Source organism: Franzmannia qiaohouensis, from assembly GCF_031451695.1.
GTDB lineage: Bacteria > Pseudomonadota > Gammaproteobacteria > Pseudomonadales > Halomonadaceae > Franzmannia > Franzmannia qiaohouensis.
Genome location: NZ_JARWAM010000009.1, coordinates 192,909 through 208,208, shown reverse-complemented (window position 1 = coordinate 208,208; position 15,300 = coordinate 192,909). Strand labels below are relative to the sequence as shown.

Here is a 15,300-nt window from a genome sequence, read left to right as displayed (position 1 = left end):
GCCTGTTTTTTTGCTGGTCGCTCAGTCTTCTTCGTCGTCGGCCAGGTCACGCCCAAAGCTGCGCCACTGGGCCAGGGTCATCACCTCGGTGCTCTCAGTCTGCAGGTCGTGGACGATCAGCAGCTCGCCGCGGCCCAGCTGCTGCTTGAGCTGGGCCGTCCAGCCACGCATGCCGTCTCCGGAGGTGTCGGTGGTGTCGTAGCCCTGGCGGGTCACGAAGGCCTCGAGCAGGGCGTCGAGGGTTTCGCCGGGTAGCATGGCGTGGGGGACTTCCACGAAACGTCCGCTCATGGTGCTGGCTCCTCGTCGGCCTGATCCTCGTCTGGTTGATAAGCACCGCCGGCCTCCCAGCGCGCCAGCCGGGTCAGGAATTCGGCCTCGTCGATCACCGTCACCCCAAGTTCCTCGGCCTTAGCCAGCTTGCTGCCGGCGCCTGGCCCCGCCACCGCGCAGGCGGTCTTCTTGGAGACGCTGCCGGCGACCTTGGCGCCCAGCGCCTGGAGCCGCGCCTTGCCCTCGTCGCGGGTCAGGTTCTCGAGGGTGCCGGTGAGCACCCAGGTTTCGCCGACCAGCGGCTGGGGCCGCTCGCCGATCTCCTGCTCCTCCCAGGCGAGGCCGCAGCCGAGCAGGTCGTCGATGATCTCGCGGTTGTGCGGCTCGCGGAAGAAGCCATGGACGTGGGCGGCAACGATCGGGCCGACGTCGTTGACCGCTTCGAGATCCTGCTGCTCGGCGTCCATCAGCGCCTGCAGGGTGCCGAAGTGGCTGGCCAGGTTGCCGGCGGTGGCCTCGCCCACCTCGCGGATGCCCAGCGCGTAGATGAAGCGGGCAAGCGTGGTCGCCTTGGCGCGCTGCAGCGCCGCCACCAGGTTCTCGGAGGACTTCTGGCCCATCCGCGGCAGCTCGGCGAGATGCTCGGCGTCGAGCCGGAACAGGTCGGCGGGCGTCTTGACCCAGTCGCGCTCGATCAACTGGTCGATCAGCTTCTCGCCCAGGCCGTCGATATCCAGCGCACGCCGCGAGGCGAAGTGCTTGAGCGCCTCCTTGCGCTGGGCGGCGCAGTAGAGGCCGCCACTGCAGCGCGCCGCAACCTCGCCCTCGACCCGCTCGATGGCCGAGTCGCACACCGGGCAGCGCTCGGGAAACACGATGTCGCGGGCATCCGCCGGGCGCTGTTCGTCGAGCACCCGCACCACCTGGGGGATCACGTCGCCGGCGCGGCGGATGCTCACGGTATCGCCGATCATGACGCCCAGCCGGGCGATCTCGTCGGCGTTGTGCAGGGTGGCGTTGGAGACCGTGACCCCGGCCACGCTGACCGGCTCGAGACGCGCCACCGGGGTGATGGCGCCGGTGCGGCCGACCTGGAACTCGACGTCGTTGAGACGCGTGGTCTGCTCCTGGGCGGGAAACTTGTAGGCCACCGCCCAGCGCGGTGCGCGGGCAACGAAGCCCAGCTCGCGCTGCAGGCGCAGGTCGTCGACCTTGATCACCACGCCGTCGATATCGTAGCCCAGCGCGTCGCGGCGCTCGCCGAGGCGGCGGCAGTAGTCGATCAGCCCCTGGCTGCCGGTGACGGTGGTCAGTTCGCGGCTGGTGCGGAAACCGAGAGTGCCAAGGCGCGCCATCAGCGCGCTGTGGGTGGCATCGCCCAGGTCCGGCTCGATCCGCGCCACCTGGTAGGCGGTGAACTCCAGCGGCCGGGTGCGGGTAATCGCTGGGTCGAGCTGGCGCAGGCTGCCGGCGGCGGCATTGCGCGGATTGGCAAAGACCTTGCCGCCCTCTTCGCGGGCCTTGTGGTTGAGCGCCTCGAAGCGCTCATGGCTCATGATCACCTCGCCGCGCACTTCGAGCAGTTCCGGGTGGCCATCGCCGCGCAGCTTGAGCGGCACCGAGCGCATGGTGCGCAGGTTGGAGGTAATGCCCTCGCCGGTGCGACCGTCGCCGCGGGTGGCGCCGAAGGCCAGTACGCCGTGCTCGTAGACCAGCGACACCGCGGCACCGTCGAGCTTGGGTTCGCAGCAGAAGGTCAGCTCCTCGCCATCGCGTTCGAGGCGCTCGCCGACGCGCTTGACGAAGGCGCGCAGCTCGTCGTCGTCGAAGGCGTTGTCCAGCGACAGCATGGGCACCGCATGCTGGATCTCGGGAAAGCCGTCGGCCGGCGCGGCGCCGACCCGCTGGGTAGGCGAATCCGCCGTTACCTGGTCGGGGTAGTCATCCTCGAGTTCCTGGAGGCGACGCAGCTTGCGATCGTAGTCGGCATCGGTAAGGCGTGGTTCATCGAGCACATAGTAGCGATGGTTGGCGTCATCGAGTTCGGCACGCAGGCGAGCGATCTCGTCGAGGATCAGGGGATCGGGCTGGGTCATTGAATCAGAGGTCTCGGTGCAGAGCGTGGGCCTCGAAGCGCGAGGCCGAATCATTGCCGCCTAGCTTACCAAAGCAACAACCCCCGGTGGGAGTTACCGGGGGTTGTTGGCAGGCCTATCACTATTAATAACGCTGCTCGGACTGATCCGTCGACAGGCCTACGAGGAGGCGCTAGTTGGCCTGGTAGCGATGCAGGCGGTGGCGGCGCTCGAACTCCTGGACCCGCTGGCGGGCGAACTCGACGGTCTGGGCGGTCATTACACTGCGGTTCTCGTCCTTCAGCTCGCCACCGAGGTGACGCACGATGACCATGGCGGTCTCGACCATCGCCTCGAAGGCGGCGGCGGTGTCCACCGCCCCGGGCAGCGGCATCAGCAGCGTCACCCCAGGGGTGCGGAACTCGTCCATGGAATCGAGTGGGAAGGTGCCGGGCTTGACCACGTTGACCATCGAGAACTGCAGTTCGCTTTCGCTGTCCTCGGTCTCGAAGCGGTTGAATATGCCCATGTCGCTGCTGTAGCGCAGGCCGCATGCCAGCATCAGGTCGAGTAGCGCCGAGCCGCTGAAGCCCTCCTCCTGGCGCGACATGACGCTGATGACGATGACTTCCTCGGCGTGGCTCAGGGTATCGCGGGCGTGCTCGACGTTGATGTCGTGACGCAGCGCCTTCTCTACCACTGGATGCGAGGCGACCTGCGGCTCGCGTTCGGCGGCGGGACGCGACTCGTAGGCTGAGTCGTCCACCGGGCGCTGCACCCTGGCGGCGGCGGCTTCGTCGAAGCTCGGCTCGGCGTAGCGGCTGTCGACATGATGCAAGCGACTCGGTGCGAACAGCGGATCGTCCTGGTCCTGGGCGCTGATTGCCTGGGCGTCGCGCGCCTGCTGCTCGCGAAGCTCGGCCTGGCGGGCGGCTTCCTGCTCGCGCTCGGCGGCCAGCTTGGCCGCCTTCTCGGCCTCGGCCTGCTTGCGACGGCTGGCTTCGCGGGCCTGCTTCTCGGCCTTGAGCCGCGCTTTCTCGAGCTTGTCCTTCTTGCGCTGCTCCTTGCGAGCAGCAAGGGATTGCTTCATCGAGGAGCCGAAACGCTGCATGGAGGCGCCGACCTGGGTCGAGCGCTCCTTGAACGAGTCGGTCATGCCCTCGAGATCGACCAGCCGATAGCGCTCGGCGTCATGATGCTCGTCATGATCATCGGGATCTGCAGCCAGCGGCTCGGTGGCGGCCTGGGGTGTCTCGTCGGCATCCAGCGCCGAGAGCGTCGGCTCGGTACGCGTCGGCTCCTCGGCCCGCGGAGCTTCAGCCCGGGCTGCCTCGGGCATTTCACTGACGGCCGGCTCAGGTGTTTCGCTGACGGCAGGCGCCGGCGCTGCGTCAGACGCAGCTTGCGGCTGGCTCGCACGAGGCGCAGCGTCGGCTGGCGGTTCGGCATGCAGGCGCTCGTCGGCGTCGACCCTAGGTGTCGGTTCGGCGCGGGCCGCTGTCGCGCTAGGGGCTGCAGCAGCAGGCGTGGCCGCTTCCTGCGGGGAAGCGGCGGCCGTCGCGGGTACGCTGTCAGGCGTCCGAGGCGTCGAGGCGTGACCAGGCTCGGCGGCCTGGCGCGGTGGCGCCGCGCCGCCGGAAGCAGAGGCGCTGCTCGCGTCACGCGTCTTGTCTCGCCACCCTTTGTCTCGCCACTCCGACAGTACCCGCGAAGCGCCGGGATGATCCTGGCGCTTCAGCTTGGGCTTGGCCGCAACCTGCTCCGATGCGGCGGGGCGAATCACCCGGGCGCCGCCGTTGGGCAGCTCCCAATTGATCTCGGCCTGTTTGGCCTCGTCGTCGAGGTCCATGTCTACCCGATTGGTACCGCTGGATCGTGTATCGACCCGGTCCAATCTGGGCACGCGACGCTGACGCTGAAGACGACGCACACCGTCAATGACGATGATGGTCACCAGGGCCAGCCCCAGGATGATCAGCCACTCTCTTAGTTCCATGGGTCATCTTGCCTGTTTGCTAAGGCGCCATGCCTGATAAGTTGTTCGTCACCAGCATAGCGCGATTACCAAAAAAAGGGCCACTTTTTTTGAATGTCAAACTTGTCTATCACGCTTGGTGAATGATAAATCGCCAAGCAGTGGCGCCTCGTGCAAATGCCCTGCGTCTATCCTTGACCTTCATCATGTATCTTCCTTGTTAACGTGTTTGCTGTTGTGGTGCAAGCGCTTCAGGCTTCTGCCAGCTCCGCGGCTTCCTCGACACCCACGGAAACCAGCCGCGATACGCCTGGCTCCTGCATGGTCACCCCCATCAAGCGTTCGGCGGCCTCCATGGCGATCTTGTTGTGGGTGATATATATGAACTGTACTGTCTCTGACATCTCTTTTACCAGCGCTGCATAACGCCCGACATTGGCATCGTCGAGTGGCGCATCGACTTCATCAAGCATGCAGAAGGGTGCCGGATTGAGTTGGAAGATGGCAAATACCAGTGACAACGCGGTGAGGGCTTTTTCTCCCCCCGACAGCAAATGAATGGTGCTGTTCTTCTTCCCCGGCGGCCTGGCCATGATTGCCACCCCGGTCTCGAGCAAATCCTCGCCGGTGAGCGTCAACCATGCGGTGCCACCGCCGAAGACCTTGGGAAAAAGCGTCTGTAGACCGGCGTCGACCTGGTCGAAGGTCTGCTTGAAGCGGGTGCGGGTCTCCTGGTCGATCTTGCGAATCGCCCGATCCAGGGTCTCCAGCGCCTCGTTGAGCTCGGCCTGCTGGGCCTCGAGGTAGTCGCGCCGCTCGGCCTGCTGGTCGTACTCCTCGATGGCGGCGAGGTTGATCGCCCCCAGCCGGCGAACCTTCTCGCCAAGGTCCTCGAGATGCGCCTGCCAGGCCGATTCGGTGGCCTCGGGGTCGAGCCCCTCGGTCAGCGCCGCGGCGTCGTGACCCAGCTCGCCGAGCTGCTCGTCCTGGGCATCGGCCTTGAGCTTGAGGGCCTGGACCTGCAGCCTCGCCTCCTGCAGGCGCTCGCGCACGCCTTCCAGGTTGCGCTCGTGGTTCTGGCGCTCGAGCTCGTCATTGCGCAGCCGCTCGCTGAGTTCGGCGGCCTGGTCGCGGCAGGCGTTGAGCGCCTGCTCGTGGCGCTCGCGCTGCTCGAACAGCTCCTCGAGACGCTCGCGCTCGATGTCCTCGGGCTCGTGCAGGGCCTCGCGGCTGGCAGCGAGCTCGGCGCACTTCTCCTCGAGCCGGGTACGACTCTCCGCGCTGCGGTCACGCTGCTGGACCAGGCCGGCGCGCTCGGTGGTCAGGCGCTGCAGGTCGAGGGCCAGCTGCTGGCGGCGCTCGCTGAGCGGACGCTGGCGCACCCGTAGCGCCTGCAGCGCCTCGCCGGCGTCGCGGCGCTCACGCTCGAGCTGCTCGCGGGTGGCGCCACTGGCTTCGAGCCGCGTCATGGCCTGCTGCCAGGTCTCACGGGCCTCTTCGAGCTCCAGCAGGCGAGCCGCATGGCGCTCCGCCAGGTCGGCCAGCTCGGCATCGAGCTCGCGGCTGCGGCCGTCTAGATGCTCGAGCCGCGTGGCGAAATTGGCTTCTTCGAGGGCCAGCTGCTGGCGGCGACGCTGCAGCTCGGCCTCCGGCTGCCGGCAGGCTTCCAGCGCCGCCTCGGCCTCGCGACTGGCCTCGCGGCTGGCCTCCACGCCAGCGTCGAGCTCGGCGAGCTGGGCGTTGAGTTCCTCAAGGGTGGCGGCGATCTCGTCGCGCCGGCGGCGGCTGACGAGCAGGCTGTCGGCGTGCTGCTGGCCGGCGCGGCGCCGCGCCCAACCATGCCCGAGCCACAGGCCGTCGCGGCTGATCAGGCTCTGCCCCGGGGCCAGCTCGGCGCGCCGCTGCCAGGCCTCGCTGGCCGACTCGACGGTGAGGATAGTGGCCAGCAGCGGCTGGCAGGCACCGGCGCCGCTGACTTCAGCGGCCAGACTGCCGGCGGGCGGCGCGGTGGCGCCGCAATTGGCGTCGAGCAGCACCAGTTCGCCACCGTCGAGGCCGTCGAGTGCCGGCGCGGCGTCGGGCAGGTCGACCAGCCGCGCGCTGAGCCAGGGCGCCAGCACCCAGGACACCGCGTCCTCCCAGCCGGCGGCGACCTCGAGCCGCTCGCCGAGCTGCTGCGCCTCGCCCAGGCCGTGGTCGTCGAGGTGCTGGGTCAGCGCCGCATCGCTATCGACCAGTGCCGCCTCGATCAGCGCATCCAGCGAGGCCATTTCGCCCTGGCGCTGGCTGCGCTGCTGGCGCAGCGTTTCACGCCGTGCTTCGTCCTGCTCGAGACGCTGGCGGGCCGCGTCACGCCGCGCCAGCTGGGTGTCGCGCTGCTCGGCCAGCGCCTGCTGTTCGAGCTCCAGCTCGGCGAGCTGCTCGGCGAGCATGTCACGCTGTTCGCGCAGCTCGCCGGCGTCGGGCAGCTCGCCGCGCTGCTGCTGGCGGCGCTGGCGCTCCTGGGTCAGCGACTCCAGGCCGCGCTCGAGGCTGGCGATGCGCTCCTGGGCGCGCTCGGCGTCACGGCTGGCATCGCGATGGCCATCGTTGAAGGCTTCCCAGCGTTCGCTGGTCTGCTGCTGGCGCTGCTCGGCCTCGTCCAGCGCCGCTTCGAGTTCTTCGAGCTGTTCGGCAAGCGTCTCCTGTTGCGGCCCCAGCTCGGCGATCTGTTCGTCGAGCTCGGCCAGGCGCAGGCCGTCGGCCTCGCCGAGCCGGTCGAGCTCGGCCAGCTGCTGGCGGGCATCCTCCAGGTCGCGGGCCAGCTGCTGGTCGCGGCTGCGGGCGTGCTCAAGCTGCTGCTCGAGGCGGGCGATGGCGGCGGTGGTTTCGTAGAAGCGCGCCTGGCAGGCCTCCAGCTGCTCGCTGAGGCCGTCGTGCTCGAGACGCGCTTCCTCGAGGCGCGTCTCGCACTGGCGGGCACCGAGCAGCTCGCGCTCCACGGCGGTCTCCAGGTCGCGCACCCGCGTCTCCTGCTCGCCCTGCTCGGCGCGCAGCGCACGGCCGCGCAGCAGCGCCAGCTCGCCCTTGAGACGGTGCTCCTGCTGCTTGAGGGACTGGTAACGCTTGGCCGCCTCGGCCTGGCGCTTGAGGCGCTCGAGCTGCTTGTCGAGCTCGTCGCGGATGTCCTCGAGGCGCTCCAGGTTCTCCTGGGTGCGGCGCATGCGGTTCTCGGTCTCGCGGCGCCGCTCCTTGTACTTGGAGATTCCTGCGGCTTCTTCGAGGGTGGCGCGCAGGTCGTCGGGGCGCGCCTCGATCAGCCGCGAGATCATGCCCTGGCCGATGATGGCGTAGGAGCGCGGCCCCAGGCCGGTGCCCATGAACAGGTCGGCGATATCGCGGCGCCGGCACTTCTGGCCGTTGAAGAAGTAGCTCGACTGGGCGTCGCGGGTTACCACCCGCTTGACGGCGATTTCGGCGTACTGGGCGTACATGCCGCCCATGCTGCCGTCGCGGTTGTCGAAGAGCAGTTCGATGGAGGCCTGGCCCACCGGCTTGCGCCCGGTGGAGCCGTTGAAGATGACGTCGGTCATCGACTCGCCGCGCAGGGTCTTGGCCGAGGATTCGCCCATCACCCAGCGCACCGCGTCGATGACGTTGGACTTGCCGCAGCCGTTGGGCCCGACGATGGCGGTCATGTTGCCATCGAAGGGTACCGTCACCGGATCGACGAAGGACTTGAAGCCGACCAGCTTGATCGAGGTGAGGCGCATGGCGGCGGTCGGCCTCCGTTATTCGAAGACGCGGTCGATGACCACCGACACGGCATCGCCGTCGGTGGCACCAACGGGTACCGCATCATGGTCACCGAACAGGTCGCCGGGCTGCGGGGTGGCCTGGCCGCTGGGCGAGACGCGCACCATCAGCCGCGCCTGGTTGACCTGGGAGATGCGCCCCTGGTCGCTCATGGCGTTGGCGTCGCTGAGCGTCACCGTGGCCGGCAGCTCGCCGGCCAGCAGCTGGGCCACCGCCAGCGGCGGGCCCTCGCCGTCGGGGTCGTGGGCGACCACGAACACCGTGGCCTCGTCGTCGACCCGATCGCGCAGCGCCGCGTCGAGGCTGACCTCGACGCGCACCCCGGGGCCTTCGGCGACGCCCGCCTCGATCTCGTCCTGGGCTAGGCCCAGGCGCTCCTGGGCGGCGGCGATACCCTCGCGCAGCGCGGCGGCGGAGCCGGGGTCGTCGTAGCCGGCAATGGCGCGGCGCCAGTGGCCGATGGCGTCTTCGTAGCGGCCCTCGTCGAAGGCGTTGATGCCCAGCATGCCGAGCACAGTGGGCTGGCGCGGGTCGAGCTCGAGGGTCTCGTCGACCAGCGCGCGGATCTCGTCGTTCATCTGGCGCTGGGCAACGAAGTACTGCAGCTGTGCCTTCTGCGCCAGCAGCGAGGGCTCACGCCCCTCCATCTCGATCAGGCGTTCGATGGCATCCAGCGCCTGGGTGGGACGGTTGGCATCGCGATACAGCGGAAACAGCGAGTACCAGACGTTGACGTTACCCGGCTGGCGCGCGGCCTCCTCTTCCAGGCGCTCGATCATCATCTCGCGGGACCCTTGGGGGTGCTCGCGAACCTCCTGCTGGGCGGCGTACAGGGCCAGGTCGCCCTCGGCGCCCTCGCGCTGGTACCACACCACGCTGGCCACCACCACCAGCACCAGCAGCACCGGCACCACGATACGCCCGTCGGCAGCGGCCTTGAGCGGCGCGCGCTTGAGGTTCTCGGTGTCCTCGAGCAGGCTGCGCTCGAGGTCGAGGCGATCCTCTTCGAAGCGCGCCTGGTCGATATCACCGCGTTCCAGCGCCGCTTCCAGCGAGGCCAGGCGACGCCGGTAGATCGCCACGTTCTGCTCGGCGGTGCGGTCGTTGCTCTCGAACTCGTGCTGGGCATCGTGCAGCCGACGAGCCCCGCGTAGCGGCGCGATCAACAGCCAGGCAGCAGGCAACAGCAGCAGGGCAAAGACGGCCCAGAGTAACGTCATGATGTCCTCTCGCGGTTGATCAGTTCATCCAGGCGCGCGCGCTCCTCGGCGGACAGGGCCTGCGCCGAGGCGTTGCGCCGCCGCCGCACGATCACTACCACCAGCACGCCACCCAGCACCACCAGCGTGCCGGGCAGCCCCCACAGCAGCAGGGTGCGCCCCTCGAGACGCGGGTTGTAGAGCACGTAGTCGCCGAAGCGCGTGGTCATGTGATCGAGGATCTCGATGTCGGCGCGGCCGTCCTGCAGCATCACGTAGACCTGCTCGCGCATGTCGCCGGAGATCGGCGCGTCGGAGTCGTCGATGGCCTGGTTCTCGCACAGCGGGCAGCGCAGCGAGGCGGTCAAGCTCTTGTAGCGCTGCTCCATGACCGGATCGTCGAACTCGCGTATCTCGATGCCCCCCGCCCAGCTCAGGCCGGCGATCAGGGAGAGTATAAGCACCAGTGTGGCGTGTCGGATCACTGCCATTTTTCCACCTCCGGCAGGATATGGTCGCGGACGTCGCTGGGATCGATGTACCCGGTGTGGTGGTAGCGGATCACCCCGTCGCGGTCGACCAGGAAGGTCTCCGGGGCGCCGTAGACACCGAGATCGAAGCCCAACGTGCCGTCAGGATCGAAGATATTGACCTCGAAGGGGTTGCCGAACTCCTCGAGGAAGCCGAGCCCCTTGTCGCGGGTGTCACGGTAGTTGACCCCCACCAGCCGTACACCGCGGTCGGCGAGGTCGAGCAGCTGCGGCATCTCCTGCTTGCAAGCCGGGCACCACTCGCCCCACACGTTGACCAGGGTCACCTCGCCGTTGAACAGCGACGGGTCGACGCGCCGCTCGGGGTCTTCGAGGGTGACCATGTCGAAGGCCGGGAACTCGCGGGCCAGCAGCGCCGAGTCGCGGTGGAAGGGGTCCAGCGACAGGCCGCGATACAGGAACACCCCAAGCACCAGGAAGATCAGCAGCGGCAGCAGCAGGATCAGGCGGCGGTTCATGCGTGCGCCTCCTGGGCCGCCGTGCCAGCCTCGCGGGGCGCCTCGACAGTGCGCCGACGGCGATAGCGGCGGTCGGCGATGGCCAGGATGCCGCCGGCACCCATCAGCAGCGCGCCGAGCCACAGCCAGCGCACGAACGGCTTGTACTGGATACGCATCGCCCAGTCATCGCCGTCGAGCTCTTCGCCCATCGCCACGTAGAGATCGCGGAAGAAGCCGGGCCGCAGTGCGACCTGGGTCATCGGCATACCGCGGGCGATGTAGAGGCGCTTCTCGGGGCGCATCTCGAAGCTACGCTCGCTGCCCACGCGGCTGACCTCGATGGTCGCGGTGTCGGCCAGGAAATTGGGGCCGCGGCGTGCCTGCAGGTTGGTCATGGTGAACTCGTAGCCGGCCACTTGGACGGTATCGCCTGGCCCCATGCGTACGCTGCGCTCGACGTTGTAGTGCGAGACCACCGCCACGCCGACGATGGTCACCGCCACCCCAAGGTGGCCGAGCTGCATCCCCCAGTAGGCCAGCGACAGCTTCTTGAGTCCGGCGCCGAACGAGCTGGCGTGGCGGGTCTTGTCGTAGAGGTCGCGGAACATCGGCAGCACGATCCACAGCGCGGTGATCAGGCCGATCGCCACCCACAGGTTCCACTGGTCGGCGAAGATCAGCGGCAGCGTGGCGCCAAGCACCAGCGCCGCTACCCCGGCCAGGGCCACGCGGCGCCCAAGGTCGCGGGCCGACATGCTCTTCCAGCGCGCCCCCGGGCCGAGGCCCATGAACACGCACATCAGCACCGTCAGCGGCACGAACAGGGCGTTGAAGTAGGGCGGGCCGACACTGATCTTGCCGAAGCCCAGGGCATCGAGCAGCAGCGGGTAGACGGTGCCCAGCAGCACGGTGACGGTCACGATCACCAGCATGATGTTGTTGACCAGCAGCAGGGCGTCACGCGAGACCCAGTTGAAGCCCACGGTGTGGCGCACCCGCGGCGCGCGCAGCGCGAAGATCAGCAGCGACAGCCCCACCGTGACGGTGAGCAGCATCAGGATGAAGAAGCCGCGCGAGGGATCGTTGGCGAAGGCGTGCACCGAGGTCAGCACCCCGGAGCGCACCAGGAAGGTGCCGAGCAGCGACAGCGAGAAGGTGAAGATCGCCAGCAGCACCGTCCAGCTCTTGAACGAGCCGCGCTTCTCGGTCACCGCCAGCGAGTGCATCAGCGCGGTGCCGGTGAGCCACGGCAGCAGCGAGGCGTTCTCGACGGGATCCCAGAACCACCAGCCGCCCCAGCCCAGCTCGTAGTAGGCCCACCAGCTGCCCAGCGCGATGCCGACAGTAAGGAAGGCCCAGGCCAGGTTGGTCCAGGGCCGCGCCCAGCGGGTCCAGGCGGCGTCCAGGCGCCCGCCGAGCAGCGCGGCGATGGCGAAGGCGAACACCACCGAGAAGCCCACGTAGCCCATGTAGAGCATCGGCGGGTGGATGATCAGGCCGAAGTCCTGCAGCAGCGGGTTGAGGTCGGCGCCGTCGGACGGCATGTTGGGCAGCAGCCGCTCGAAGGGGTTGGAGGTGGCCAGGATGAACAGCAGGAAGCCCACGCATACCAGGCCCATCACCCCCAGCACCCGCGCCACCATGTCTTCCGGCAGGTCCCTGGAGAAGCGGCTGGCGGCGAAGCCCCAGCCGGCCAGCATCAGGCTCCAGAGCAGCACCGACCCCTCATGGTTGCCCCATACCGCGCTGAACTTGTAGTACCAGGGCAGCATCGAGTTGGAGTTATTGGCAACATTGGCGACGCTGAAGTCGTCGAGCATGTAGCTGGTGGTCAGACAGGCGTAGGCAATCGCCACGAACAGGAACTGGCCGGCGGCCATGGGGCGTGCGAAGGCCATCCACAGCGGGCGCCGGGTGGTGGCCCCGGCCAGCGGCAGAGTGCCCTGGACAATGGCCAGCAGCAGCGCGATCACTAGCGCGAAGTGGCCGATTTCGGGAATCATCTTGATCAGCATGGCGGCTCCGGATCAGTACTGGCTCGCGCCGTTGTCGTCGGCATACTCGCCCTGGGCTTCGAGTCGTTTGCCGACTTCGGCGGCCTTGGCCTGGAAATCGGCCGGTGAGTAACCCGCCTCTTCCAGCGCCTGTGCGACCTCAGGCGGCATATAGTTCTCGTCGTGGCGCGCCAATACCTCATTGGCGCGGATCCAGCCGTCGGGCTGCAGTTCGCCGACCACCACCACGCCCTGCCCCTCACGGAACAAATCGGGCAGGATGCCGTTGAAGTGGACCCGCACGTCGTCGACATAGTCGGTCACGGTGAACTCGACGTCGAGGCTGTCGGCGTTACGCGATACCGAGCCCTCGCGCACCATCCCCCCGGCGCGAATGGTGCGTTCATAGGGGGCGTCGCCGGCGGCGATCTGCACCGGGCTGAAGAACAGGTTGATGTTGCTGCGCAGGGCGAACAGCGTCAGGCCCACGGCGATCGCCGCCAGCGACATCAGTCCGAGGACGATGAAGAGTTTCTGTTTGCGTTTAGGTGTCATCGGCTAGGTTCCTCGCTGGTTCGCTTCCGACACGGCGCTCCCTGCGTTCACGTCGTTGCAGATCACGGATCAATTGGCGGCGTTCGGCCCGCGCATGCACTACCGATCCCAGCAGCAGCAGCGCGGTCACCGCCCAGGCGGACCACACATAGGGGGCGTGGCCGCCCATGGCAAAGAAGTCCTGGAGTGAGGCGAACGCCATCAGTGCTCTCCTCCGGCCAGGTCACGTACCCAGCGTTTGCGCGACTCGCGGCGCAGAATTTCGTTACGCGTGCGCATCAGCGTCAGGGCAATGAAGAAACTATAGAAGCCCAGTACCATCAACAGCAGCGGCGCCCACATATCCATCGGCATCGCCACGCGGCCGGTGACGGTGAAGGTCGCCGGCTGGTGCAGGGTATGCCACCACTCCACCGAATACTTGATGATCGGGATATTGATCACCCCGACCATGGCCAGTACCGAGGCGGCTCGCGAGCCACTATCGCGGCTGGCGAAAGCACCGCGCAGGGCGATCACGCCAAAGTACAGGAACAGCAGGATCAGCATCGAGGTCAGGCGCGCATCCCACATCCACCAGGTACCCCAGGTGGGGACGCCCCACACCGCGCCCGAGAATAGTGCGATAAAGGTCATCGCCGCGCCCAGCGGTGCCATCACCGCGGCAGCCATGTCGGCGATCTTGATCTTCCACACCATGAACACCACCGCCGCCACCGCCATGCTGACGAAGATCGACTGAGCCAGGAATGCCGCCGGCACGTGGACGTAGATGATTCGGAAGCTGTTGCCCTGCTGGTAGTCGGCCGGCGCAAAGGCCAGGCCCCACACGGTACCGACCACAATCAGCAGCGTGGCGGCCGCCCAGAACCAGGGCTGCAGCCGGGCACTGATGGCGTAGAACCACTTGGGAGAACGCAACTTGTTAATAAAGGCCCACATGCCTCTCAACCTCTCAACCGTTGATACTGATACGCAGTGACGCGGCGATGGCCCAGGGCGCCAGCATCAGCGCGCCGGCCAGCAGCGCGCCAAGGATCGCCAGATGCGCGGCCAGCGCATCGCCCAGCAGTGCCGCCTGCACCGCCCCGGTGCCGAAGATCAGCACCGGCACATAGAGCGGCAGCACCAGCAGCGACAGCAGCACGCCGCCGCGGGCCAGGCCCACCGTGAGCGCCGCGCCGATGGCGCCGATCAGGCTCAGGCTGGCGGTGCCCAGCGCCAGCGACAGCGAGAGTATGCCGTAGCTGCCGGCGGGCAGTGCCAGGGTGATGCCCAGCAGCGGCGCCATCAGCGCCAGCGGCAGGCCGGTCAGCAGCCAGTGCACCGCCACCTTGGCCATCACCAGCAGTGCCAGCGGCTGGGGCGACAGCAGCAGCTGCTCGAGGCAGCCGTCCTCGAAGTCGGCGCGAAACAGCGAGTCCAGCGAAAGCAGCGTCGCCAGCAGTGCCGCCACCCACAGCAGCCCGGGGGCCACGATGGCGAGCAGCTCGGCATCCGGCGAGATGCCCAGCGGGAACAGCGTGATCACCAGGGCGAAGAACACCAGCGGGTTCATCACCTCACTGCGCCGCCGCATCAGCAGCATCAGGTCGCGACGCAGGGTTGCCGCTAATGCGACTCCCAGCCCTCCGCGGGGTTCCGTCACCGCCAGGCGTTCAGCGTGCTGCATCGGCGCTGCCTCCTTCGCCCAGGCGTACGCGACGAATATCGCCGAGCGGTGCCAGGTCGTGGTGAGTGGTGAGGATCACGCTGCCTCCACGGGCGGCGTGGGAGAGCAAGCGCCGCTCCAGCGCTGCCACGCCATCCTTGTCGATCGCCGTGAAGGGCTCGTCGAGCACCCACAGCAGGCGCGGAATCAGGATCAACCTGGCCAGCGCCACGCGCCGCTGCTGGCCGGCCGAAAGCTGGGCACAGGGCACGTCCTCGAACCCCACCAGGCCAATCTCCGCCAGCGCCGCCATACGCCCCCGATGGTCGCCCACCTCGCCGGCCAGCGCCTGGTGCCAGCTAAGGTTCTCCAGCGCCGTGAGCGCGCCCTTGATACCCGGGGCGTGCCCCAGGTAGAGCAAGTTGGCGAGAAAGGCATCGCGCGCGGCGTGCATCGGCGCGTCGTCCCAGTAGAGCTCGCCCTGGTAATCGCCAAGCTGGCCCGACAGGATCTTCAGCAGGGTGGTCTTGCCGCTACCGTTGGGGCCTTCGATACGCACGATCTGCCCCGGCCCCACCTCGAGATCCAGGTCGCAAAACAGCAGGCGATCATCACGCTCGCAGGCCAATTGGCGGGCTTGCAGGCGGAGGCTCGAGCCCCCTGTCGCCGCACTCTGCACCGCGGTCTCCCAGCATCGTTTATTGGCTCGGCACTCTACACGGAATGGCCTAGTGCCGCTAGCGCCGGGCGTGCGTCAGCCGGTCGCATCGGGACTTGCCTTGACCTCAATCA

General features: G+C 67.9%; 13 protein-coding genes. All 13 read right to left on the bottom strand.

What is annotated here, in order from left to right; translation table 11 throughout:
• Nucleotides 1-21 precede the first annotated feature (21 nt).
• Nucleotides 22-291 carry a YheU family protein gene (locus tag QC821_RS14170; RefSeq protein ID WP_309722711.1) on the bottom strand — a complete coding sequence of 90 codons (270 nt, stop codon included), beginning with the start codon at nt 289-291 and terminating at the stop codon, nt 22-24.
• Complete coding sequence (gene ligA / locus QC821_RS14165; protein WP_309722709.1) at nt 288-2,369, bottom strand: NAD-dependent DNA ligase LigA; 2,082 nt, start codon at nt 2,367-2,369, stop codon at nt 288-290. Before ligA ends, QC821_RS14170 begins: the two co-directional genes overlap by 4 nt.
• 172 nt (nt 2,370-2,541) lie before the next feature.
• Nucleotides 2,542-4,344 (bottom strand): cell division protein ZipA, encoded by a 1,803-nt coding sequence (zipA, locus tag QC821_RS14160; RefSeq protein ID WP_309722706.1) that lies wholly within the window; start codon nt 4,342-4,344, stop codon nt 2,542-2,544.
• 230 nt (nt 4,345-4,574) lie between these two features.
• Entirely contained in the window at nt 4,575-8,075 is a 3,501-nt protein-coding gene (smc, locus tag QC821_RS14155) for a chromosome segregation protein SMC (protein ID WP_309722703.1), read from the bottom strand.
• A gap of 18 nt (nt 8,076-8,093) precedes the next feature.
• Complete coding sequence (gene ccmI / locus QC821_RS14150) at nt 8,094-9,338, bottom strand: c-type cytochrome biogenesis protein CcmI (RefSeq protein ID WP_309722700.1); 1,245 nt, start codon at nt 9,336-9,338, stop codon at nt 8,094-8,096.
• Nucleotides 9,335-9,808 (bottom strand): cytochrome c-type biogenesis protein, encoded by a 474-nt coding sequence (locus QC821_RS14145; RefSeq protein ID WP_309722697.1) that lies wholly within the window; start codon nt 9,806-9,808, stop codon nt 9,335-9,337. The genes ccmI and QC821_RS14145 overlap by 4 nt, the downstream gene beginning before the upstream one ends.
• Nucleotides 9,799-10,326: a DsbE family thiol:disulfide interchange protein gene (locus QC821_RS14140; RefSeq protein WP_309722694.1), complete on the bottom strand. Its 528-nt coding sequence runs from the start codon at nt 10,324-10,326 to the stop codon at nt 9,799-9,801. Before QC821_RS14140 ends, QC821_RS14145 begins: the two co-directional genes overlap by 10 nt.
• Nucleotides 10,323-12,323 (bottom strand): heme lyase CcmF/NrfE family subunit, encoded by a 2,001-nt coding sequence (locus tag QC821_RS14135; protein WP_309722692.1) that lies wholly within the window; start codon nt 12,321-12,323, stop codon nt 10,323-10,325. The genes QC821_RS14140 and QC821_RS14135 overlap by 4 nt, the downstream gene beginning before the upstream one ends.
• Nucleotides 12,324-12,335: 12 nt before the next feature.
• The gene (gene ccmE, locus QC821_RS14130) at nt 12,336-12,857 is read right to left on the bottom strand and encodes a cytochrome c maturation protein CcmE (RefSeq protein WP_309722689.1); all 522 of its coding nucleotides are present in this window, start codon (nt 12,855-12,857) and stop codon (nt 12,336-12,338) included.
• Entirely contained in the window at nt 12,847-13,059 is a 213-nt protein-coding gene (ccmD, locus tag QC821_RS14125; RefSeq protein WP_095621491.1) for a heme exporter protein CcmD, read from the bottom strand. The genes ccmE and ccmD overlap by 11 nt, the downstream gene beginning before the upstream one ends.
• On the bottom strand, nt 13,059-13,799 hold the full coding sequence (locus QC821_RS14120) for a heme ABC transporter permease (RefSeq protein ID WP_309722685.1): 741 nt from the start codon (nt 13,797-13,799) through the stop codon (nt 13,059-13,061). The genes ccmD and QC821_RS14120 overlap by 1 nt, the downstream gene beginning before the upstream one ends.
• A 13-nt stretch (nt 13,800-13,812) precedes the next feature.
• Nucleotides 13,813-14,529, bottom strand: a complete 717-nt coding sequence (ccmB, locus tag QC821_RS14115; protein ID WP_309722682.1) for a heme exporter protein CcmB — start codon at nt 14,527-14,529, stop codon at nt 13,813-13,815.
• Nucleotides 14,516-15,187 carry a cytochrome c biogenesis heme-transporting ATPase CcmA gene (ccmA, locus tag QC821_RS14110; RefSeq protein WP_309722679.1) on the bottom strand — a complete coding sequence of 224 codons (672 nt, stop codon included), beginning with the start codon at nt 15,185-15,187 and terminating at the stop codon, nt 14,516-14,518. The genes ccmB and ccmA overlap by 14 nt, the downstream gene beginning before the upstream one ends.
• Nucleotides 15,188-15,300 lie beyond the last annotated feature (113 nt).